Origin of the sequence: Plantibacter sp. CFBP 8798, from assembly GCF_014841195.1 — a bacterium.
Taxonomy (GTDB): domain Bacteria; phylum Actinomycetota; class Actinomycetes; order Actinomycetales; family Microbacteriaceae; genus Plantibacter; species Plantibacter auratus.
The window spans coordinates 282014-303690 of record NZ_JACYTS010000002.1 but is presented as its reverse complement, the minus strand read 5'-3'; the positions used below and the strand labels follow the sequence as shown (position 1 = coordinate 303690).

The window sequence follows — 21677 nt, the reverse complement described above, 5'->3', positions numbered from 1 at the left end:
CGTCACGTCGTAGGCCTTCACTCTAGCGATGCGGCCGAGCACGAACCACGGCCGCCGACCGACGGCAGCGTCTCCTCGTCGTGGACGACGATAGGCTTGCACGGCCAAGGTTTCACCTGAGAAAGAGAGATCATCCGTGAGTGACGGGTTCGCACTGTTCACCGACCGATCCGTGGTCGCCATGCGCGTCAACGGCGAACTGAAGGACCTCGCCGCCACGGTGACGGAGACGGACACCGTCGAGCCGGTGCACCTCGACTCGCCCGACGGTCTCAACATCCTCCGCCACTCCGCAGCCCACGTGCTCGCGCAGGCCGTGCAGCAGGTCGACCCGCACGCGAACCTCGGCATCGGCCCGCCGGTCACCGACGGCTTCTACTACGACTTCGACGTCGCCGCACCGTTCACGCCTGAGGCGCTCAAGGTGCTGCAGAAGACGATGGACCGCATCATCCGCCAGGGCCAGCGCTTCGTGCGACGCGTCGTCACCGAAGACGAGGCTCGCGAGGAGCTCGCGGGGGAGCCCTACAAGCTCGAGCTGATCGGCCTCAAGGGCGGATCGGCAGCCGATGACGAGAACGTCGAGGTGGGCGGCGCGGAGCTGACCATCTACGACAACGTCGACCCGAAGACGGGGGAGACGGTCTGGAAGGACCTCTGCCGCGGTCCACACCTGCCGAACACGCGCATGATCGGCAACGGCTGGGCCCTGACGCGTCTCGCCGCGGCGTACTGGCGGGGGAGCGAGAAGAACCCGCAGCTGCAGCGGATCTACGGCACCGCTTGGGCGACCAAGGATGAGCTGCGCGCCTACCAGACGCGGATCGAGGAGGCGGCCAAGCGCGACCACCGCAAGCTCGGTGCCGAGCTCGACCTCTTCAGCTTCCCCGAGGAGATCGGCTCGGGTCTCGCGGTGTTCCACCCCAAGGGCGGCATCATCCGCAACGAGATCGAGAACTACATGCGCGAGCGCCTGCTCGCTTCCGGCTACGAGCTGGTGAACACCCCCCACATCACGAAGGGGCACCTGTTCGAGGTCAGCCAGCACCTGGCCTGGTACAAGGACGGCATGTTCCCGGCGATGCACCTCGACCAAGAGGTCGACGCCGACGGCCACGTCACCCGTCAGGGCCAGGACTACTACCTGAAGCCCATGAACTGCCCGATGCACAACCTGATCTACCGGGCTCGAGGGCGCAGCTATCGCGAACTGCCGCTGCGACTCGCCGAGTTCGGCACGGTCTACCGGTATGAGAAGAGCGGCACCCTCTCCGGGCTCACGCGCGTCCGTGGCCTCACGCAGGACGACGCCCACATCTACGTGACCGACGACCAGGTCAAGGACGAGGTCGGCCGCCAGCTGCAGTTCGTCTTGGAGACCCTCCGTGGCTACGGTCTCGACGACTTCTACCTGGAGCTGTCGACGAAGGACCCCGACAAGTACGTCGGCACCGACGAGGTCTGGGACGAGGCGACAGAGACCCTCCGGCAGGTGGCGGTCGAGTCCGGTCTCGAGCTCGTCCTCGACCCCGCTGGCGCAGCCTTCTACGGTCCGAAGATCTCGGTGCAGGCGCGCGACGCGATCGGTCGGACGTGGCAGCTGTCCACCGTGCAGCTCGACTTCAACCTGCCCGAGTTGTTCGAGCTGGAGTACACGGCCGCGGACGGCACGCGCAAGCGTCCGGCGATGATCCACCGCGCACTCCTCGGCTCGATCGAGCGCTTCTTCGCGATCCTGCTCGAGCACTACGCGGGTGCCTTCCCGGTGTGGCTCGCCCCTGTGCAGGTCGTCGGCATCCCCGTCTCCGAGCAGTACGAGGAGTTCCTCGGCGGAGTCGTCGCCGAGCTGCGCTCGTCCGGGGTCCGTGCAGAACTCGACGCCTCCGACGATCGGATGCAGAAGAAGATCCGCAATCACACCAAGGCGAAGACCCCGCTGCAGCTGATCGTCGGCGAGGAGGACCAGGCCAACGGCGCGGTGAGCTTCCGATTCCGCGACGGCACTCAGGAGAACGGTGTCCCCGTGGCCGACGCCGTGCGCCGGATCCGCGCCGCCATCGCCGCGAAACTGCAGGTGAACACCGCAGCGGATCTGCCGGCATGACCCCGGGCACCGAACCGGAGTCGTTCGAGTCGATCGACACCTCCCACCTGGTGGGCGTCCCGGACGCGTTCCAGCGTCTCTGGACGCCCCACCGGATGGTCTACATCAAGCAGGGCCAGCCATCCGACGACGGTTGTCCGTTCTGCATCGCGCCGACGCTCGACGACGAGTCAGCGCTCATCGTGCATCGGGGCGAGCACGCCTTCGTGCTGCTGAACCTCTTCCCGTACAACTCCGGGCACCTGCTCGTCTGCCCGTACCGCCACGTCGCGATGTACGACGACGCGACGACGGAGGAGGTCGCCGAGATCGGCGCCCTGACGCAGACGGCGATGCGGGTCGTCCGGTCCGTCTCGAGGAACGACGGCTTCAACCTCGGCATGAACCAGGGTGCCGTGGCCGGCGCCGGGATCGCGGCGCACCTGCACCAGCACATCGTCCCGCGCTGGGCGACGGACGCCAACTTCTTCCCGATCATCGCCCAGACCAAAGCGCTCCCTCAGCTGCTCGGCGATGTCCGACAGGCGATCGCGGACGCCTGGCCGACCTCGGCCTGATCCGTCGGGGCCGGTCCATCTGGACCGGTCCACCCAAGTCCAATTTCCGGCCTGTGGACGGAGCATCGTCAGGCCACCCGGCGGTACGCTCGCCATCATGACCGAGAGCAGCACGACCACTGGACAGCACGGCTCGAACCGCGTGAAGCGCGGACTCGCGGAGATGCTCAAGGGCGGCGTCATCATGGACGTCGTCACCGCCGAGCAGGCCCGTATCGCGGAGGACGCCGGGGCCGTCGCCGTGATGGCCCTCGAGCGCGTCCCGGCGGACATCCGGTCCCAGGGCGGCGTGGCTCGCATGAGCGATCCGGACCTCATCGAATCGATCATCGCCGAGGTGTCCATCCCCGTCATGGCGAAGGCTCGCATCGGACACTTCGTCGAAGCCCAGGTCCTCCAGGCGCTCGACGTCGACTACATCGACGAGTCCGAGGTCCTGAGCCCGGCCGACTACGTGAACCACATCGACAAGTGGGGCTTCGAAGTGCCGTTCGTGTGCGGCGCCACCAACCTGGGAGAGGCGCTGCGGCGTATCAACGAGGGTGCCGCGATGATCCGCTCGAAGGGTGAGGCCGGCACCGGCGACGTGTCCGAGGCGACGAAGCACATCCGCAAGATCCGCTCCGAGATCGCGCACCTGTCGTCGATGTCGAAGGACGAGCTGTACGTCGCGGCGAAGGAGCTCCAGGCCCCGTACGACCTCGTCGTGGAGATCGCCGAGACCGGCAAGCTCCCGGTCGTGTTGTTCACCGCCGGGGGTGTGGCGACGCCGGCGGACGCCGCGATGATGATGCAGCTGGGGGCCGACGGTGTGTTCGTCGGATCCGGCATCTTCAAGTCCGGCAACCCGGCTCAGCGGGCGGCGGCCGTCGTCAAGGCGACGACCTTCTTCGACGACCCTCAGGTCATCGCCGAGGTCTCCCGCGGTCTCGGTGAGGCGATGGTCGGCATCAACGTCGCCGACCTCGCGGCACCGCACCGCCTCGCCGAGCGTGGCTGGTAGCCCCGCGTCCGGCCTGAACCAGGTGACGTCGTGACCGGGGCGGCACGCGTCGGCGTCCTCGCCCTGCAAGGGGACTTCCGAGAGCACGCGGCCGTCCTCACCGGCCTCGGGGCGGACGTCAGCCTCATCAGGCGCCCCTCGGAACTGACCGGCATCGACGGACTCGTCCTCCCCGGCGGGGAGTCGAGCGTGATGGACAAGCTCGCGCGCTCCTTCGACCTCGCCGGACCGTTGCGAGAAGCGATCACCGCCGGGTTGCCCGTGTACGGCACCTGCGCCGGGCTCATCCTCCTGGCCGACCGAATCCTCGACGGGATCGCCGGCCAGCAGAGTCTCGGCGGGCTCGACGTCTCGGTCCGGCGCAACGCCTTCGGGTCGCAGCTCGACTCCTTCGAGACAGACCTATCGATCCCGGTCCTCGGCGAACCGCCCGTGCACGCCGTGTTCATCCGCGCACCGGTGGTCGAAGCCGCCGGTCCGGCGGTGACACCCCTCGCCTCGCTGCCCGACGGTCGGATGGTCGCCGTCGAGCAGGGGAACCTCCTCGGCACGTCCTTCCACCCCGAGGTCACCGGCGACACCCGTTTCCACGCCTACTTCCTCGACAAGGTCGAGCGATCCCGCTGAAGCGCTGGCGCCCGGTCCCGCGGCCCGTCCCGGCGTGATCGCGAGTTCCGGGCCGCTGGCCTAGACTGGTCAGGTTCTTTTCACGCAGTTAGGGAGCACATGTCCGGACACTCCAAGTGGGCGACGACCAAGCACAAGAAGGCGGTCATCGACGGCCGTCGCGCGAAGTCGTTCGCCAAGCTCATCAAGAACATCGAGGTCGCGGCCAAGATGGGCGGCGCAGACCTCGCGGGCAACCCGACGCTGCAGGACGCCATCCAGAAGGCGAAGAAGACCTCGGTCCCGAACGACAACATCGACCGCGCCGTCAAGCGCGGTGCCGGCCTCACCGGTGAGGTCGTCGACTACACCACGATCATGTACGAGGGCTACGGGCCGAACGGCGTCGCCCTGCTCGTCGAGTGCCTCACCGACAACAAGAACCGTGCAGCAGCCGATGTCCGGACGCTGATGTCCCGCAACGGCGGCACCATGGCAGACCCTGGCTCCGTCGCTTACAACTTCCAGCGCAAGGGCCTCATCGTCGTCCAGGCCGAGGGCACCACCGAGGACGACGTCCTCGGCGCCGTCCTCGATGCCGGCGCAGAAGAGGTGAACACCGAGGGCGAAACCTTCGAGGTCGTCACCGAGCCGAGCGACATGGTCGCGACCCGGACCGCCCTGCAAGAGGCCGGTATCGACTACGACTCCGCCGACGTCGCCTTCGTCCCGAACCTCAAGGTCGAGATCGACGCCGACACGGCGCGCAAGGTCTTCAAGCTCATCGACGCCCTCGAGGACAACGACGACGTCCAGAACATCTACAGCAACTTCGACCTCACCCCCGAGGTGCAGGCCGAGTTGGAGGCCGACGACGAGTAGTCCGGCGTCCGTGCCGAGCGGAGCTCGTTCGAACGGATGTACGACACTCCGTCCTCGCGGAGTGCTGGGCGCATCGCCCGCGCTTAGGGTCGGAGCATGACTCTGCGCGTCCTCGGCATCGATCCCGGCCTGACCCGATGCGGGGTGGGGGTCGTCGACGTCCTGCCGGGACGGCAGGCCACGATGGTCGAGTACGGCGTCATCCGGACGGATGCGCACGCCCCACTCGAGCAACGACTCCTCATGATCGCGCAGGGCATCGCCGAGGCGATCGAGCGCACCTCGCCGACCGCGATGGCCGTCGAGCGGGTGTTCGCGCAACACAACGTCCGGACGGTCATGGGCACCGCTCAGGCGAGTGGGCTCGCCCTGCACGCTGCGGCCGCGAACGGGATCCCCGTCGGCCTGCACACCCCGAGCGAGGTCAAGGCCGCGGTGACCGGCTACGGACGAGCAGACAAGCTCCAGGTGCAGACCATGGTCGCGCGGATCCTCGGTCTCGACGAACTCCCGAAGCCCGCTGACGCCGCAGATGCGCTCGCGCTCGCGATCTGCCACGCCTGGCGACCAGTCGTGTCGACTGCGGCGACACCCGTCGGCGCACCTCCGCAGGGGAGTGGTGCACTCACCCCGGCCCAGCGTGCGTGGGCGGCTGCGGAACGCGGCGGCGCTCCGCGCGAGGCGGCCGTCCGGGCCCGGGCAGCGCGGAGCCCTAGGCTGGAAGCATGATCTCCTCCCTCCGCGGCACCGTCCTGAGCGCGGTCGGCAACCTCGTCGTGATCGAGGTGGGCGGCGTCGGATTCGCCGTCCAGGTCACGCCGGCCCATGCCCTCTCACTCCGGGTCGGCACCGAAGCACTCCTCTCGACGACACTGATCGTGCGGGAGGACTCGCTCTCCCTGTTCGGGTTCCGATCTGCCGAGGAGCTGTCCGTGTTCGAACTCCTGGTGAGCGTCACCGGGGTCGGCCCGAAGTCGGCACTCGGCGTCCTGGAGGCGCTGACGCCGGAGCAGATCGCCGCCGCCATCTCCGCGGACGACGACGCCCCGTTCCGGAAGGTCTCCGGGATCGGGCCGAAGACGGCGAAGCTCATCACCGTCTCGCTCGCCGGAAAGCTCCGCGTCACCAGGACGACGCCTGAAGCTCCGGCGACCACCGTGAACGCGGCAGCGATCGCCGATCAGGTCGTGACGGCGCTCATCGGGCTCGGTTGGCCGGAGAAGACGGCGACGCAGGCGGTCGTCGAGGCCTCCGCCTCCGCGAGTGCGGACGACCTCTCGACCGTGCCGTCGCTCATCCGCCTGGCCCTCGGCAGACTCGGCCCGGCGCACGCCGGAGGCCGTACCTCGTGACGGACGCTCCAGAAGACCTCACCAATCCAGCCGCCGAGTCCGATGCGGAACTGGCGTTCGAGGGGGCGCTCCGTCCGCGGTCGCTCTCCGAGTTCGTCGGTCAGTCCAAGGCGCGCGGTCAGTTGCAACTCCTGATCACGGCGGCCGGGATGCAGAACCGCACCCCCGACCACATCCTGCTGGCCGGCCCTCCTGGACTCGGCAAGACGACCCTCGCGATGATCGTCGCGCACGAGACGGGGAAACCGCTCCGGCTCACGAGCGGCCCGGCCATCCAGCACGCCGGCGACCTCGCCGCGGTCTTGTCGTCGCTGACCCCGGGTGAGGTCCTCTTCATCGACGAGATCCACCGCATGGCCCGCCCTGCCGAGGAGATGTTGTACCTCGCCATGGAGGACTTCCGCATCGACATCATGGTCGGCAAGGGTGCCGGCGCGACGAGTATCCCCCTCGAGCTGGCGCCGTTCACCCTGGTCGGGGCGACCACCCGGTCCGGTCTGCTGCCGAACCCGCTCCGCGACCGCTTCGGGTTCACCGCCCACCTCGAGTTCTACGACGAGCCGGAACTGCAGCAGGTGCTGCACCGCACCGCCGACATGCTCGGGCTCGACATCGACGGTCGGGCCGTCGCCGAGATCGCCGGACGCTGTCGGGGTACGCCGCGCATCGCCAACCGACTCCTCCGCCGGGTCAGGGACTATGCACTCGTGCACGGTGGCCGCGCCGACCTGGAGACCGTCCAGGCCGCGCTCGAGCTCTACGACGTCGACGCCCTCGGTCTCGACCGACTCGACCGGTCGGTCATGGAGGGCATGCTCGACCGCTTCGCCGGAGGCCCGGTCGGGCTCAGCACGCTCGCGGTCTCGGTCGGCGAGGAAGCGGAGACGATCGAGTCCGTCGTCGAGCCGTTCCTCGTCCGGATCGGCCTCATCACGCGCACGCCACGGGGCCGCGTGGCGACCCCGGCCGCCTGGCGGCACTTCGGCAGAACACCTTCTCAGCATGGCTCGACCCTCGATGGCCTATAATTTCCCTTTGGCGGTGCGTTCCCAACGTCTCCCGCCCTCAATCTCCTCTGGAAGGTTCCCATCGTGGATGCAATGACCCTCGTCCTGTTCGGCCTCGCCGGCGTCATGATCGTGTTCATGATGGTGAGCAACAACAAGCGGAAGAAGCAAGCCGCGGAGACCGAGCAGAAGCTCGTCCCCGGCGCCGAGGTGCTCACCGGCTTCGGTGTCTACGGCACCCTCATCTCGATGGACCGCGACTCCCGCAAGGCCGATGTCGAGATCGCCCCCGGCGTCATCGTCACCATCGACCCGCGCTACGCGGGTGCGGTCGTCGCACCGACGGTCGCCGAGACCGCCGAGGAGGCCCCCGTCGTCGAGTCGATCCCCGACGACGCCTCCTCACTCGACCTCTCCAAGCCCGAATTCGGCCAGCGCGTCGAGGACACCTCGAAGCCGCAGAAGAGCGACGACTAGTCCCAACCCCTTCCCGGGTGGTGGCCGTCGTGCCACCGCCGGCAGAGAAAGCTGAGTTCCGAGTTTGGCAAAGTCGACTCCGGTCAAGAAAGCGTGGCGTTCGCTCACCTGGCTTGGCGTAATCCTCATCGGTTTGTTCGCGATCAACGCGGCCGGGGTCCTCTGGGGGAACAGCTCATGGGCGCCCAAGCTGGCCCTCGACCTCGAGGGCGGCACCCAGATCATCCTCGCGCCGAAGCTGGAGTCCGGCCAGACGGTCTCCAACGAGCAGCTGAACCAGGCCGTGGCGATCATCCGCCAGCGCGTCGACGCGTCCGGCGTGTCGGAGGCGGAGATCACGACGCAGGGTCAGAACGTCGTCGTCTCGATCCCGGGAACCCCCGACGAAGCGACGCTGAACCGCATCGAGAGCTCCGCGAAGCTCGAGTTCCGTCCGGTCCTCACCTCGCAGCAGCTGACTCCCGGTCAGCCGTCCAACACCTTCATCGGTGAGGACGGCGCCTCGACCCCGTATCCGACGCCGGATCCGGGCCTCGAGAGCACGCCGACCGCGTCGCCGACGAACGCGAGCGACCTGTCGCAGGTGACGCCCGCGCTGTACGCCGCCTTCCAGGCCTACGACTGCGCCGCGAACGCGGACTCGCTCGATGCCACCGCAGCGCCCGCTGCCGAGCCGCTCATCACGTGCGACGTCGACGGCACCTTCAAGTACGTCCTCGGCCAGGTCGAGGTGTCCGGAGAAGACCTGTCCGACGCGAGCGCCGGCATCAAGACGACGTCGTCAGGTGCCAGCACGGGCGAGTGGGCGGTGTACCCGGTCTTCAACGAAAAGGGCACCGCGCTCTTCGCCGACGTCACCGGCCGCCTGACCTCGCTGCAGAGCCCGCAGAACCAGTTCGCGATCGTGCTCGACGGCAACGTCATCTCCGCACCGCAGTCGCTCGCCGTCATCTCGGACGGCAAGCCGGAGATCAGCGGCTCCTTCACCGAGGAGTCCGCCAAGACCCTCGCCGACCAGCTCAAGTTCGGCGCCCTGCCGATCAGCTTCGTCGTGCAGAGCCAGGACACCATCTCGGCGACCCTCGGTTCGACGCAGTTGGAGAGCGGCCTCATCGCCGGTCTGATCGGGCTCATCCTGGTCGTCATCTACACGCTGTTCCAGTACCGGCTCCTCGGCACCGTGACCATCGCCTCGCTCGTCGCGGCAGCGGTGCTCACGTATGTGGTGATCCTGCTGATGTCCTGGCGTCAGGGCTTCCGGCTCTCCCTTGCCGGGATAGCAGGTCTCATCGTCGCGATCGGTTTCACCGCGGACTCGTTCATCGTGTACTTCGAACGCATCAAGGACGAACTCCGCGACGGCCGCGGTCTGGAGTCCGCCGTCGAAGCCGGCTGGAAGCGCGCGAAGCGCACCATCTACGCGGCGAAGGGTGTCAACCTCCTGTCCGCCGTTGTGCTGTACGTCCTCGCGATCGGCAACGTCCGCGGCTTCGCCCTCACCCTCGGCGTGACCACGATCATCGACGTCATCGTCGTGCTGCTGTTCACCCACCCGATGATGCAGCTCCTCGGCCAGACGAAGCTCTTCAACAGCGGCAAGCCGTTCACCGGTCTCGACCCGTCGGCGCTCGGCGCCATCTACCGCGGTCGTGCAGAGTTCCGGAAGCCCGTCTCGGTGCCCGGCGCCAAGGCCGCGTCCAGCAGCCGTGAGGCGGCCAAGCGCCAGACGATCGCCGAGCGCAAGCAGGCCGCCCTCGTCGGAGGCGGCTCCGACACCAGAGCAGACGATCTGCCGACCGATGGGAAGGACTCCTGATGGGTGCGTTCGCACGGTTCGGAAACGAGCTCTACACCGGGAAGCGCTCCTACGACTTCGTCGGCAAGCGCAAGATCTGGTACACGATCGCCATCATCGCGGTCGTCCTCTCGGTGTTGATCCCGGTCGTCAAGGGCGGATTCAACTTCGGCATCGAGTTCCGCGGTGGTTCGCAGTTCCAGATCGCCGACGTCAAGAGCACCGATCAGACGCTGGCCGAAGACGCGGTCGCGTCCGTCGTCAGCGGCGCGACCACCCACGTGACCGTCGTGGGCGGCAACTCGGTCCGCGTGCAGACCGACCAGCTGAAGAACGACAAGGTCACCCAGCAGGTGTCGGCAGCCTTGGCCGAGGCCTACGGCGTCGAACAGTCCGACATCACGAGTTCGTTCATCGGCCCGTCATGGGGTCAGGACGTCTCCAAGCAGGCGATCGTCGGCCTCATCGTGTTCCTCGTGCTCGCGGCGATCCTCATGGCCCTGTACTTCCGCACCTGGAAGATGTCCGCGGCCGCGCTGCTCTCCCTCATGCACGACCTCATCATCACGGCCGGTGTCTACGCCGCGACCGGCTGGGAGATCACGCCGGCCGCCATGATCGGTTTCCTCACCATCCTCGGGTTCTCGCTGTACGACACCGTCGTGGTGTTCGACAAGATCCGCGAGAACACGACGCTCGACGCCGACGGCGCGGCCCGGACGTTCGGGGAGTCGGTCAACCTCGCGGTCAACCAGACCCTGGTGCGCTCGATCAACACCGGCGTGGTGGCGGCGCTCCCGGTCGCGGCGATCCTGTTCTTCGGTGCCTTCGTCCTCGGTGCCGACACGCTGCGCGACATCTCGCTCGCTCTGCTCGTCGGTATCCTCGTCGGCACGTACTCGACGATCTTCGTCGCCGCACCGCTGTACGCGAACTTCCGGCACAACGAGCCCCGCATCGCCAAGCACGACAAGCGCGTGCTGCAGGCGCGCGAGCGCGCTCAGACCTCGGATGACGCCGAGGGCGAACGCACGGAAGCAGACGCGCCGCTGGCGCGTTGACCCTGACAGCGACCGACAACCGCGTGCACGAGCGCAGGGAGGCCTGAGATGGCGGACACCACGACATCCTCGACGGCCTCCCTGCGCCGTCTCGTCCCACGGATCTTCTCGAAAGCGCAGCCGGCCGGTGCCGTCGACACCCTGATGCGGACGGTGCGGCAGCACCATCCCAAGGCCGACCTGGCGCTCATCGAACGTGCGTACACGGTCGCCGAGCGGGCCCACTCCGGCCAGAAGCGCCAGAGCGGCGAGCCGTACATCACGCACCCGGTCGCCGTCTCCCAGATCCTGGCCGACCTCGGCATCGGACCGAAGACGATCGTCGCCGCCCTCCTCCACGACACCGTCGAGGACACCGACTACTCGCTCGACCAACTCCACGCGGACTTCGGCGACGAGGTCGCCATGCTCGTCGACGGCGTCACGAAGCTCGACAAGGTCAAGTACGGCGACAGCGCACAGGCCGAGACGGTCCGGAAGATGATCGTCGCGATGTCGAAGGACATCCGCGTCCTCATCATCAAACTCGCCGACCGGCTGCACAACGCCCGGACCTGGGGATTCGTCCCGGCCGAGAAGGCGGCGAAGAAGGCCACGGAGACCCTCGAGATCTACGCACCGCTCGCGCACCGCCTCGGGATCCAGGCGATCAAGTGGGAGCTCGAAGATCTGTCCTTCGCCGTGTTGTACCCGAAGCTCTACGCCGAGATCGAATCGCTCGTCAAGCAGCGGACACCGCAGCGCGAGGAGTACGTGCAGCACGTCATCGACGCGGTGAACGAGGATCTCAAGGCGCAGAAGATCCGCGGCAAGGTCGCCGGTCGTCCGAAGCAGTACTACTCGATCTACCAGAAGATGGTCGTCCGAGGCCGCGAGTTCGACGACATCTACGACCTCGTCGGCATCCGTGTCCTCGTCAACTCGCTGCGGGACTGCTACGCGGTCCTCGGGTCGATCCACGCACGGTGGACGCCCGTCCCGGGGCGTTTCAAGGACTACATCGCCACGCCGAAGTTCAACCTGTACCAGTCGCTGCACACCACCGTCGTCGGACCGGGCGGGAAGCCCGTCGAGATCCAGATCCGTACGAACGAGATGCACCAGCGGGCCGAGTTCGGTGTCGCCGCGCACTGGAAGTACAAGGAGCGGATGAACAGCGGGAAGACCGCGTCCTCCGCCGAGCCCGACAGCTCGATGGCCTGGCTCGCCCACATCTCCGACTGGCAGGCGGAGACGGCGGACCCGGGGGAGTTCCTCGACTCGTTGCGGTTCGAGATCGGTGCGAAGGAGGTCTACGTCTTCACCCCGAAGGGGCGTGTCGTCGGCCTGCCCGCCGGCGCGACGCCGGTGGACTTCGCCTACGCCGTCCACACGGAGGTCGGCCACCGGACGATGGGCGCCCGGGTCAACGGGCGGCTCGTGCCGCTGGAGAGCTCGCTCAACACCGGCGACGTGGTGGAGGTCTTCACCTCGAAGAACCCCGACTCCGGTCCGAGCCAGGACTGGTTGAACTTCGTCAAGAGCCCTCGGGCGCGGAACAAGATCCGCCAGTGGTTCACGAAGGAGCGACGCGACGAGGCCATCGAGCAGGGCCGTGACGCGATCGCGCGGGCGATGCGCAAGCAGAACCTGCCGCTCCAGAAGCTCATGAACCAGGACTCGTTCGCCGAGGTCGCGGCGCAGCTGCGCTACGAGGATGTCACGGCGCTCTACGCGGCCGTCGGCGAGGGCCACGTCTCGACGCAGTCCGTGCTCGAGAAGGTGGTCGCGCTCCTGCAGAAGGACGCCGACAGCGAGCACGCCGAGTACACCGTCCCGGTGCGCGGGAGCCGCCGTGAGCGGCTGCAGAACAGCGACTCCGGGGTCCTCGTGCTCGGTGCTCCCGACATCCTGGTCAAGCTCGCGAAGTGCTGCACCCCGGTGCCGGGTGATGAGATCGTCGGGTTCGTCACGCGGGGCTCCGGCGTCTCCGTCCACCGTTCGGACTGCCACAACGTCCAAGGCCTCCTGCAGGAGCCCGAGCGCATGATCGATGTGGAATGGGCGCCGTCGTCGAAGAGCGTGTTCCTCGTCCAGATCCAGGTCGAGGCACTCGATCGAGCTGGACTGTTGTCGGATGTGACGCGGGTGCTGTCCGAGTACCACGTCAACATCCTGTCGGCGACGGTGAACACCTCGAGCGACCGCCTGGCCATCAGCCGCTTCGTGTTCGAGATGGGCGACACCACCCACCTCGACCGGGTGCTCAACGCGGTCCGGCGGATCGACACCGTGTACGACGTCTACCGGGTCAACGGCGGCTGAGCGGGAGCGACCAGGACGCCAGTTCGCTCCGAGTCGGCTCGAGGCCGGGGAGCATCACCTCGGTGGCACTCGACACGACACGGACGATCCGTGTGCCGCCGAGGACCCGCGGGACGGAGCGGACCCAGGCGACGACCTCCTCAGGGCTGGTGAGCCCGAGCAGGAAGTAGTTGCGGATCGTCGTCATGGCCTCCTCAGCTTCCGCGCCGGTGCGCCGTGCCAGATCCGCGACCGTGCGCGTGGGGGTCGTGACCCGCAGTGCGCCGCACCGCTCGCTGTCGTCGGGGCGGAGTGACACCTGACGCAGACGCAAGCGGGGCGAACGCGCGCTGCGCCGTTCCATCGACACGAAGCCCGTGTGGACCCTTGGTGCGATGAGCGCCGCGCCGTGCAGCCAGGCGGCACTCGTCTCAGCGATGACCGCGCCGGCCAGCCCGGGCAGCTGTTCGAGGACCGCCGCGCGCAGCCTGACGGTGTCGGGTTCGTCGACACTGCAGTAGCCGTCTTCGAAGGCGAAGAGCTCGCCGTCGAGCCGCGCGGCGGCGAGCTCGGCGACGGAGAGCTCAGGTGGCTGGAGGTAGGCGGGGAGGCGGCTCGTGGAGGCCGAGGGATCCGTCGCGCAGTCTGGCTCGATGGGGGAGGACGTCTGGAGTGCCGTGGACATACGACGATCCTCCTGTAGCCGTCCGGCAGCAGGAGGATCGTCGACGGATCTGTGGAGAACCGCGACCGTCACGCGGTTGGTGGAGCGGATCCGCCTAGCGGATCGCCCCGAGCCACGCCTTGCGTGCATCCAACGCCTCGATGGCCGCGGTGAGCCGGTCGGCGTCACCCGAGGCTCGTGCAGCCTCGACCTCGTCCTCGAGCTTGGCGATGGCGTCGGCGAGCTGGCTCGCGAGCCCCTCGGTACGCGCCTTCGTCTCGGGGTTGTTGCGCTTCCAGTGCTCGTCCTCGAGCTGCTTGACGTGGGTCTCGATCTTGCGGAGACGGTCTTCGACGACGCGGACCTGCTCGCGCGGGACCTTGCCGATCTCGTCCCACCGACGCTGGATGTCGGTGAGCGCCTTGCGCGCCGAGTCCCGATTCGTGTCGGCCAGGATCGGCTCGGCATCCGCCAACACCGCGAGCTTCAAATCCAGGTTGCCCTGGAACTCCTCGTTGTCGCGCGCGTCGATCTCGGCCTTCGCGCCGTAGATCGCGTCGCCCGCGGCCTTGAACTTCGCCCAGAGTGCGTCATCCTGGCGCTTCCCGGCACGTGGGGAGGCCTTCCACTCGTCGAGCAGACTGCGGTAGGCGGGGATGCCCTCGGCGCCCTTGGCGATGAGGGCCTCGGCGCGCTCGACGAGCTTCTGCTTGATCGCGCGTGCTTCCTTGTGGACCGAGTCCAGCTCCGTGTAGAACGCACGACGGTGCTGCTCGATCGTCGCGCGCGCCGTCCGGAACCGCTTCCAGAGGTCGTTGGCGTCGTTCTTCGCGAGACGCGGACCGTCGTGCTGCTGGCGCTGCCACTCGGCGAAGAGAGCGTCGAGTCTCGCCGAGGTCTGCTTCCACTGCACCCGTGCCGGATCCTGCTGCGCGAGCTGCTCGGCTTCCTCGACGATCGCGAGACGCGCACGTGCCGCTTCCTCGAGGGCTGCCTTGGTCTCCTGGCTCTGCGCCTCGGTCAGCTCGCTCACGGTGCCGTCGAGCGCCGCGAGGCGGGTCAGGAGCGCCTGGAGGTTGCCGACCGCGTTGGCGGACTCGACCTGCTTGGTGATCGACTTCACGGCCTTCGCGACGTCCGTCGCCGGCGCACCACGCTTCGCGCGCTGCTCGAGGAGCGTCACCTGTCCGGCGAGGTCCGTGAACTTGCGCTCGAAGTACGCGAGCGCCTCCTCCTTGGAACCGTCGGGGTACTGTCCGACCGCTCGTTCACCGTCGGCCTCACGGACGTAGACGGTGCCGTCGTCGTCGACACGGCCCCACGGTTCGATCTCTGGACTGGTCACGCGCATCACCCTTGCTGTGTGTTGACCGCCGTTCGTGGCGATCGTGATCGATCCACAAGCCTATTACCCCGAGTCCTGCTCGGGGCGACCGCTTGCGCCGGTCGGTTCCGTCTGGTGCAGGTTACTGCACGCGCTACTGGACCGTCACCGAGGTGATGGTGGCCGGGACCGCTGGAGCACCGTCACCGCTGCCGTCTGCGACGCCGCCGGACACGACACCCGAGACGAGCTGGTCGAGACCGCTCGTGATCTGACCGAGCACGGTGTAGCCGCCGGCGGCGTCGGACGGGATGGTCGAGTCCTGGTACACGAGGAAGAACTGCGAACCGTTGCTGTAGCCGTTCCCTCCCTGGCGTGCCATGGCGATGGTGCCGGCCGGGTAGACGTCGTCGGTCGGTGCGTTCTCGACCGGGCCGTAGCTGTAGCCGGGGCCACCGGTGCCGGTGCCGTCGGGGTCGCCGCACTGCAGGACGTAGATGCCGCTCGTCGTGAGGCGGTGGCAGGTGACGCCGTCGTAGAAGCCGGATTGGGCGAGGGAGATGAAGGAGGAGACGCCCTGCGGCGCGCAGGCGCCGTCGAGGGTGAGGTTCATGACGACGTCGTTGATCGTCATCTCACCACTCCAATCGCGGTCCTCGGCGATGGTGCTCGCGGGGACCTCGCCGGTGTTCGCGCCGTCCGTGGCCCCGGTCACACCGCAGGCCCCTGCCTCGGCGGAAGCCGTGGGCGTCGCGACCGGGGTGCCCGGACCGCCGGCGAAGAAGAACACCTGCGCAGCCGTGGCACCGGCCAGGATGACGACGAGCGCCGCCGCGGCGATCACGTTGTCGCGGACGCGGCGCTTCGAGCGGTGCTCGTGCACGGTGCGCCGGGCGTTGTAGGCGCGCAGTCGTGCGCGTGCTGCGCGTGCCTCTTTGTCCGGACCCTTGCTCGTTGCCACGTCGTTCCCTCCAGGTGCCGTCGGCCGAGCGGCGGCATCGCGCTGTCATCTGGCACCACGCCCGCGGCGGACTGCCCAGGAGAACCTTACGGGGAGCGCTCCGCGCGGACCAAACGACGCACGACGGCGGCGACCCCGTTCTGCAGCGGGTCCGCGTGTCGCAGGCTGCGGCTAGCCTGGTGGAATGTTCAGTCGAGGACCCGGCATCGCCGGCGCACCGGTTCCGCTCGCCGTGCGCATGCGGCCCCGCAGCCTCGAGGAGGTCGCCGGCCAGCAGCACCTGCTCCGTCCTGGCTCGCCGCTCGTCCGCCTGGCGAGCGACAACGAGGGGACGCAGGCGGCCGTGTCCGTCATCCTCTGGGGCCCACCGGGTACCGGGAAGACGACCCTGGCGCAGGCCATCGCGCACAGCTCCGGCCGCCGGTTCGTGGAGCTCTCGGCCGTGACGGCGGGCGTCAAGGACGTCCGGCAGGTCATGGAGGAGGCGATGTCGAGCCGCGACCTCTACGGCAGCTCGACCGTCCTCTTCCTCGACGAGATCCACCGGTTCACGAAGGCCCAGCAGGACGCCCTGCTCCCCGGCGTGGAGAACGGCTGGGTCATCCTGGTCGCCGCGACGACCGAGAACCCGTCGTTCTCGGTCATCTCCCCGCTGCTGTCGCGTTCGCTGCTCCTCACGCTCGAACAGCTGAGCGACGACGACCTCGGCATCCTCATCGACCGCGCCGTGACCGACCCGCGAGGCCTGGCCGGTCGCTTCACCGTGACGCCGGAGGCCCGCGCCGCGATCATCCAGTTGTCATCCGGCGATGCCCGACGAGCCCTGACGGCACTGGAGGCGGCCGCGATCGCCGCCGACTCCGATCTCGGCGCTCCGGTCGACCCCGACGAGCTCGATCTCGACGACGCGGGCCTCCTCGACGTCGGCGATGAGGATGATGAAGACGACGAAGGCGGGGTGGACTCCGACACCGCGACGCGGGCGCCCCGCGGTCCCGTGATCACCGATGAGCTCGTCTCGCAGGCGGTCGACCGCGCCCTGCTCCGATACGACCGCAACGGCGACGAGCACTACGACGTCATCAGCGCGTTCATCAAGAGCATCCGCGGATCCGACGTCGACGCCGCGCTGCACTACCTCGCTCGGATGATCGAGGCGGGGGAGGACCCGCGCTTCATCGCCCGCCGCATCATCATCTCCGCGGCCGAGGACATCGGCATCGCCGACCCGCAGGCGCTGCCCATCGCCGTGGCGGCCGCCGACGCCGTCCAGTTCATCGGCATGCCCGAGGGTCGCATCCCGCTGGCCGAGGCCGTGGTGTACCTGGCCACGGCCGCCAAGTCGAACGCGGCCTACGTCGCCATCGACCAGGCCATCGCCGACGTCAGGGCCGGAGCCTTCGGACGCGTGCCGAAGCCGATGCGCGACGCCCACTACGCGGGCGCCAAGCGTCTCGGACACGGCAAGGGCTACCGCTACCCGCACGACCACCCGATCGGTGTCGTCGCCCAGCAGTACCTGCCCGACGAGCTCCGTGACGTCCGGTACTACCAGCCCACCGATCACGGCCACGAACGCGACATCTCGGCGCGGTTGGACAAACTCCGGAAGATCGTCCGGGGCGAGTGATCCTCGGGTCGCGGCGGCCCGGCGACCGGGGCACGTCGTGCTAGTATTGATCCGCCTAGAACCGGTGTGACTGCGCGGCTGCTCGATCACCGTGTTCGACGGGCGTGTTCTGTAGCCGAACAGCCCCGGCAGACCCCTCTGACTTTGTCCGGTGTGATTCCGGATCACCGACGCGTCTTCGCGCCGGTCATTCATCGTTTGAGACTTCATCGAAAGGAAACCGTGTCTACCAAGTCACGTACCCGCAGCAAGACCCGCCTCTCGCGGGCACTCGGCATCGCCCTCACCCCGAAGGCCGCCAAGTACCTGGAGAAGCGTCCCTACGCTCCCGGTGAGCACGGCCGCACCAAGCGCAAGGCCGACAGCGACTACGCCGTCCGTCTGCGCGAGAAGCAGCGTCTGCGCGCCCAGTACGGCATCCGCGAGGCTCAGCTCAAGATCGCCTTCCAGGAGGCACGTCGCACCCAGGGCCTGACGGGTGAGAACCTCGTCGAGATCCTCGAGACCCGTCTCGACGCGCTCGTCCTCCGTGCCGGCTTCGCCCGCACCACGGCTCAGGCTCGCCAGATGGTCGTGCACCGCCACATCATGGTCGACGGCCAGCTCGTCGACCGCCCGTCCTTCCGCGTGAAGCCGGGTCAGCTCATCCACGTCAAGCCGCGCTCCGAGGGCACCGAGCCCTTCCAGGTCGCCGCTGCCGGCGGTCACGTCGACGTCCTGCCGAAGGTGCCCGCGTACCTCTCGGTCGAGCTCGACAAGCTCCAGGCACGTCTCGAGCGTCGTCCGAAGCGCGCCGAGGTCCCCGTGACCTGTGAAGTGCAGCTCGTCGTCGAGTACTACGCAGCCCGCTAGGATTGCGGCCCGGCTCAGGGCACCACACGAAGAGGCATCGGCTCCGGCCGGTGCCTCTTCGTCGTTGTACGACGCCATCGGTCCACCGCGCTCGACTACGATGGATGCTTGGTACGCCCGGCGACGCCCGGGTGGTCGCACCGCAGATGAGGAGTTCCCCATGAAGAACGTGTTCTGGCTGATCGTCGGCATCGGCGCCGGCTTCGTCGTCGCCCACGAGATCAACAAGACACAGTCCGGCAAGCGGTTCTTCTCCGAGCTGGACTCACGCGTCAGGGAGTTCACCGACACCGTCGGCGACGCCTACAAGGAGCGCGAGGCGCAGCTGCGCGACACGGCGGAGACCGTCGTCGCGCGCGTCGAGGACGCCGCAGAAGACCTCACCAAGCCGTAGCGGCACGCCCGGACGGGCATCGCCGCAGCGCACGAACATCGACACGCACACCCCTGACGTACGGACACCATGGACACCGCTGACATCCGCTCCCGCTGGCTCACCTTCTTCGGCGATCGGGGGCACACCGTCGTCCCCTCCGCCTCCCTCGTCAGCGACGACCCCTCGCTCCTCTTCACGGTCGCCGGCATGGTGCCGTTCGTGCCGTACCTCACCGGCGTCGTCCCTGCGCCGTTCGACCGCGCCACGAGCGTCCAGAAGTGCATCCGCACCAACGACATCGAAGAGGTGGGCAAGACGCCCCGGCACGGCACCTTCTTCCAGATGAACGGCAACTTCTCCTTCGGCGACTACTTCAAGGAGGGGGCGATCACCTACGCGTGGGAGCTCCTGACCGGCAGTGAGTCGAGCGGCGGCCTCGCCTTCGACGAGAAGGACCTCTGGGTCACCGTGTACAAGGACGACGACGAGGCGATCGACCTCTGGAAGCGCGTCGCAGGGCTCCCCGAGCACCGCATCCAGCGGCTCGACAAGGACACGAACTACTGGTCGACGGGTCAGCCCGGCCCGGCCGGCCCGTGCTCGGAGATCTTCTTCGACCGCGGTCCCGCGTACGGAGCCGACGGCGGCCCGGCGACCGACGACGACCGGTACGTCGAGATCTGGAACCTCGTCTTCATGCAGTACCTGATCGAGAATGTCCGCGGCAAGGTCGACTTCGACATCGTCGGCGAACTCCCGAAGAAGAACATCGACACCGGCATGGGGCTCGAGCGGGTCGCGTTCCTCAAGCAGGGCGTCGAGAACATGTACGAGATCGACCAGGTGCGCCCGGTCCTCGATCGCGCCGCCGAGTTGAGCGGCCGTCGCTACGGTGCCGACCACGACGACGACGTGCGGATGCGCGTCATCGCCGACCACGTCCGTTCCTCGCTCATGCTCATGAGCGACGGCATCACCCCGTCGAACGAGGGACGCGGGTACATCCTCCGCCGCCTCATGCGACGCACCGTCCGTGCGATGCGCCTCCTCGGTGTCGACACCGCGACGTTCCCCGAGCTGTTCTCCGCGTCGCGAGACGCCATGAAGGCCGCCTACCCCGAGGTCGAGACCGACTTCGGCAGGATCTCGCAGAGCGCCTACGCCGAGGAGGAGACCTTCCTCCGGACATTGGCCAGCGGGACGACCATCCTCGACCTCGCGCTCGAGCAGACGAAGGGCACGGGCCGGACGGCCCTCGCCGGCGACTCCGCGTTCCTCCTGCACGACACCTACGGGTTCCCGATCGACCTGACCCTCGAGATCGCGGAGGAAGCCGGCCTCTCCGTCGACCGCGACGCGTTCGATTCGCTCATGACCGCGCAGCGCCAGCGGGCGAAGGCCGACGCGAAGGCGAAGAAGAGCGTCCTCGCCGACCTATCGGTCTACAGCGACATCCGCGCCAAGGGCGAGACCGTGTTCACCGGCTACACCGAGCTCGAGACCGAGAGCCGCATCCTCGGCATCATCGTGGGCGGACACCCGGTGCAGCGCGCGGTCGCCGGTGACATCGCCGAGGTGATCCTGGCGGAGACCTCGCTGTACGCCGAGTCCGGCGGGCAGGAGGCCGACCAGGGCGTCATCGTCGGTCCCGGATACGAGCTCGAGGTGCTCGACGTGCAGAAGCCGGTCAAGGGTCTCATCGCACACAAGGTGCAGGTGAGCCAGGGCGAGGTCGGCGTGGACGCACCGGCGACGACCATCGTCGACGCGAGCTACCGCCGCGGCGCGCAGCAGGCACACTCAGGCACGCACATCATCCACGCCGCCCTCCGGCAGGTGTTGGGCGACAGCGCCCACCAGTCCGGTTCGTCGAACAAGGCCGGGTATCTGCGGCTCGACTTCACTTGGAACCAGCCGCTGTCTCCGGCGACGAAGTCGGAGATCGAGGAGATCTCCAACAACGCCATCCGCGACAACCTGCAGGTGAGCACCCGCGAGATGGCGCTCGACGACGCGAAGGCGCTCGGCGCCATGGCGCTGTTCGGCGAGAAGTACGGCGAGACCGTCCGCGTCGTCGACATCGGCGGACCGTGGTCGCGTGAGCTGTGTGCGGGCACCCATGTCAGCTCCAGCGCCGAGATCGGGTTGATCAACCTCGTCAGCGAGTCGTCCGTCGGCTCGACGAACCGTCGGGTGGAGTCGCTCGTCGGACTCGAGGCATTCCGCGACCTCGCCGCCGAGCGGGCGCTCGTCTCACAGCTCTCCGGCAGCCTCAAGACGCCGAAGGAGCAGCTGCCCGACCGCATCGCCGAACTCGTCGCGAACCTCAAGGCCGCTGAGAAGAAGATCGCCGCGTTCGAAGCCCGTGGGCTGAGCGAACGCCTCCCAGCACTGGCGCAGACCGCTCACCGTGTCGGCCCGGTGTCGCTCGTCGCCGAGCACCTGGGCGAGCTCGGGTCACCGAACGACGTCAGGACGCTCGTCACGCAGCTCCGCGAGCAGCTCGGCGCGAGCCCGGCGGTCGTCGCCCTGGGCGCGGTCGTCGGCGGGAAGCCCGCGATCGTCGTCGCGACGAACCAGGGTGCCCGCGACGCCGGACTCAAGGCAGGAGTCCTCGTCCGGGTCGCTGCCGGTGTCCTCGGCGGCAACGGTGGCGGGAAGGACGATCTCGCACAGGGTGGCGGCGTCGACGCCACCGCGCTCGGCGACGCCCTCGCGGCGATCGCACGCGAGATCGCCTGAC

Annotated in this window: 19 protein-coding genes; 16 read left to right on the top strand and 3 right to left on the bottom strand. The window is 68.2% G+C overall.

Annotation, left to right across the window (positions count from 1 at the left end):
• Positions 1–181: 181 nt before the first annotated feature.
• The 12 genes from thrS to IFU30_RS08455 all read left to right on the top strand — a co-directional run bounded on the left by thrS (position 182) and on the right by IFU30_RS08455 (position 13148).
• Positions 182–2104: a threonine--tRNA ligase gene (gene thrS, locus IFU30_RS08510; RefSeq protein ID WP_197977518.1), complete on the top strand. Its 1923-nt coding sequence runs from the start codon at positions 182–184 to the stop codon at positions 2102–2104.
• Positions 2101–2661 (top strand): HIT family protein, encoded by a 561-nt coding sequence (locus IFU30_RS08505; RefSeq protein WP_079705911.1) that lies wholly within the window; start codon positions 2101–2103, stop codon positions 2659–2661. The genes thrS and IFU30_RS08505 overlap by 4 nt, the downstream gene beginning before the upstream one ends.
• Positions 2662–2758: 97 nt before the next feature.
• Positions 2759–3664 carry a pyridoxal 5'-phosphate synthase lyase subunit PdxS gene (gene pdxS / locus IFU30_RS08500; protein ID WP_192004917.1) on the top strand — a complete coding sequence of 302 codons (906 nt, stop codon included), beginning with the start codon at positions 2759–2761 and terminating at the stop codon, positions 3662–3664.
• A 30-nt stretch (positions 3665–3694) separates the two neighbouring features.
• Positions 3695–4291 carry a pyridoxal 5'-phosphate synthase glutaminase subunit PdxT gene (gene pdxT / locus IFU30_RS08495; RefSeq protein WP_192004916.1) on the top strand — a complete coding sequence of 199 codons (597 nt, stop codon included), beginning with the start codon at positions 3695–3697 and terminating at the stop codon, positions 4289–4291.
• A gap of 99 nt (positions 4292–4390) precedes the next feature.
• The gene (locus IFU30_RS08490) at positions 4391–5152 is read left to right on the top strand and encodes a YebC/PmpR family DNA-binding transcriptional regulator (RefSeq protein ID WP_079705914.1); all 762 of its coding nucleotides are present in this window, start codon (positions 4391–4393) and stop codon (positions 5150–5152) included.
• Between the two features lie 96 nt (positions 5153–5248).
• Complete coding sequence (gene ruvC / locus IFU30_RS08485; RefSeq protein ID WP_064293815.1) at positions 5249–5881, top strand: crossover junction endodeoxyribonuclease RuvC; 633 nt, start codon at positions 5249–5251, stop codon at positions 5879–5881.
• Positions 5878–6504: a Holliday junction branch migration protein RuvA gene (gene ruvA, locus IFU30_RS08480; RefSeq protein WP_064293816.1), complete on the top strand. Its 627-nt coding sequence runs from the start codon at positions 5878–5880 to the stop codon at positions 6502–6504. The genes ruvC and ruvA overlap by 4 nt, the downstream gene beginning before the upstream one ends.
• Entirely contained in the window at positions 6501–7532 is a 1032-nt protein-coding gene (gene ruvB, locus IFU30_RS08475; protein WP_079705916.1) for a Holliday junction branch migration DNA helicase RuvB, read from the top strand. Before ruvA ends, ruvB begins: the two co-directional genes overlap by 4 nt.
• Before the next feature lie 72 nt (positions 7533–7604).
• Entirely contained in the window at positions 7605–7988 is a 384-nt protein-coding gene (locus IFU30_RS08470; protein ID WP_064293818.1) for a preprotein translocase subunit YajC, read from the top strand.
• 64 nt (positions 7989–8052) lie between these two features.
• Positions 8053–9804 (top strand): protein translocase subunit SecD, encoded by a 1752-nt coding sequence (secD, locus tag IFU30_RS08465; RefSeq protein WP_192004915.1) that lies wholly within the window; start codon positions 8053–8055, stop codon positions 9802–9804.
• The gene (gene secF / locus IFU30_RS08460) at positions 9804–10844 is read left to right on the top strand and encodes a protein translocase subunit SecF (RefSeq protein ID WP_086473302.1); all 1041 of its coding nucleotides are present in this window, start codon (positions 9804–9806) and stop codon (positions 10842–10844) included. Before secD ends, secF begins: the two co-directional genes overlap by 1 nt.
• A 48-nt stretch (positions 10845–10892) precedes the next feature.
• Positions 10893–13148, top strand: a complete 2256-nt coding sequence (locus IFU30_RS08455; protein ID WP_079705918.1) for a RelA/SpoT family protein — start codon at positions 10893–10895, stop codon at positions 13146–13148.
• Here the strand turns inward: IFU30_RS08455 and IFU30_RS08450 are convergent.
• The 3 genes from IFU30_RS08450 to IFU30_RS08440 all read right to left on the bottom strand — a co-directional run bounded on the left by IFU30_RS08450 (position 13135) and on the right by IFU30_RS08440 (position 16076).
• Entirely contained in the window at positions 13135–13812 is a 678-nt protein-coding gene (locus tag IFU30_RS08450) for a hypothetical protein (RefSeq protein ID WP_124769335.1), read from the bottom strand. The two genes, IFU30_RS08455 and IFU30_RS08450, sit on opposite strands and share 14 nt — an antisense overlap.
• Positions 13813–13906: 94 nt before the next feature.
• Positions 13907–15136: a DUF349 domain-containing protein gene (locus IFU30_RS08445; protein WP_441005547.1), complete on the bottom strand. Its 1230-nt coding sequence runs from the start codon at positions 15134–15136 to the stop codon at positions 13907–13909.
• A 133-nt stretch (positions 15137–15269) separates the two neighbouring features.
• Positions 15270–16076: a peptidylprolyl isomerase gene (locus IFU30_RS08440; RefSeq protein ID WP_079705920.1), complete on the bottom strand. Its 807-nt coding sequence runs from the start codon at positions 16074–16076 to the stop codon at positions 15270–15272.
• Between the two features lie 184 nt (positions 16077–16260).
• Here IFU30_RS08440 and IFU30_RS08435 point away from each other — a divergent pair, with 184 nt between their 5' ends.
• The 4 genes from IFU30_RS08435 (at position 16261) to alaS (ending at position 21676) form a co-directional block, all read left to right on the top strand.
• On the top strand, positions 16261–17706 hold the full coding sequence (locus IFU30_RS08435; RefSeq protein ID WP_192004913.1) for a replication-associated recombination protein A: 1446 nt from the start codon (positions 16261–16263) through the stop codon (positions 17704–17706).
• Between the two features lie 222 nt (positions 17707–17928).
• Positions 17929–18558: a 30S ribosomal protein S4 gene (rpsD, locus tag IFU30_RS08430; protein ID WP_064293825.1), complete on the top strand. Its 630-nt coding sequence runs from the start codon at positions 17929–17931 to the stop codon at positions 18556–18558.
• Positions 18559–18718: 160 nt separating this feature from the next.
• Positions 18719–18952 carry a hypothetical protein gene (locus IFU30_RS08425; RefSeq protein WP_064293826.1) on the top strand — a complete coding sequence of 78 codons (234 nt, stop codon included), beginning with the start codon at positions 18719–18721 and terminating at the stop codon, positions 18950–18952.
• Positions 18953–19021: 69 nt separating this feature from the next.
• Positions 19022–21676, top strand: a complete 2655-nt coding sequence (gene alaS / locus IFU30_RS08420; protein ID WP_192004912.1) for an alanine--tRNA ligase — start codon at positions 19022–19024, stop codon at positions 21674–21676.
• Position 21677: the final 1 nt, after the last annotated feature.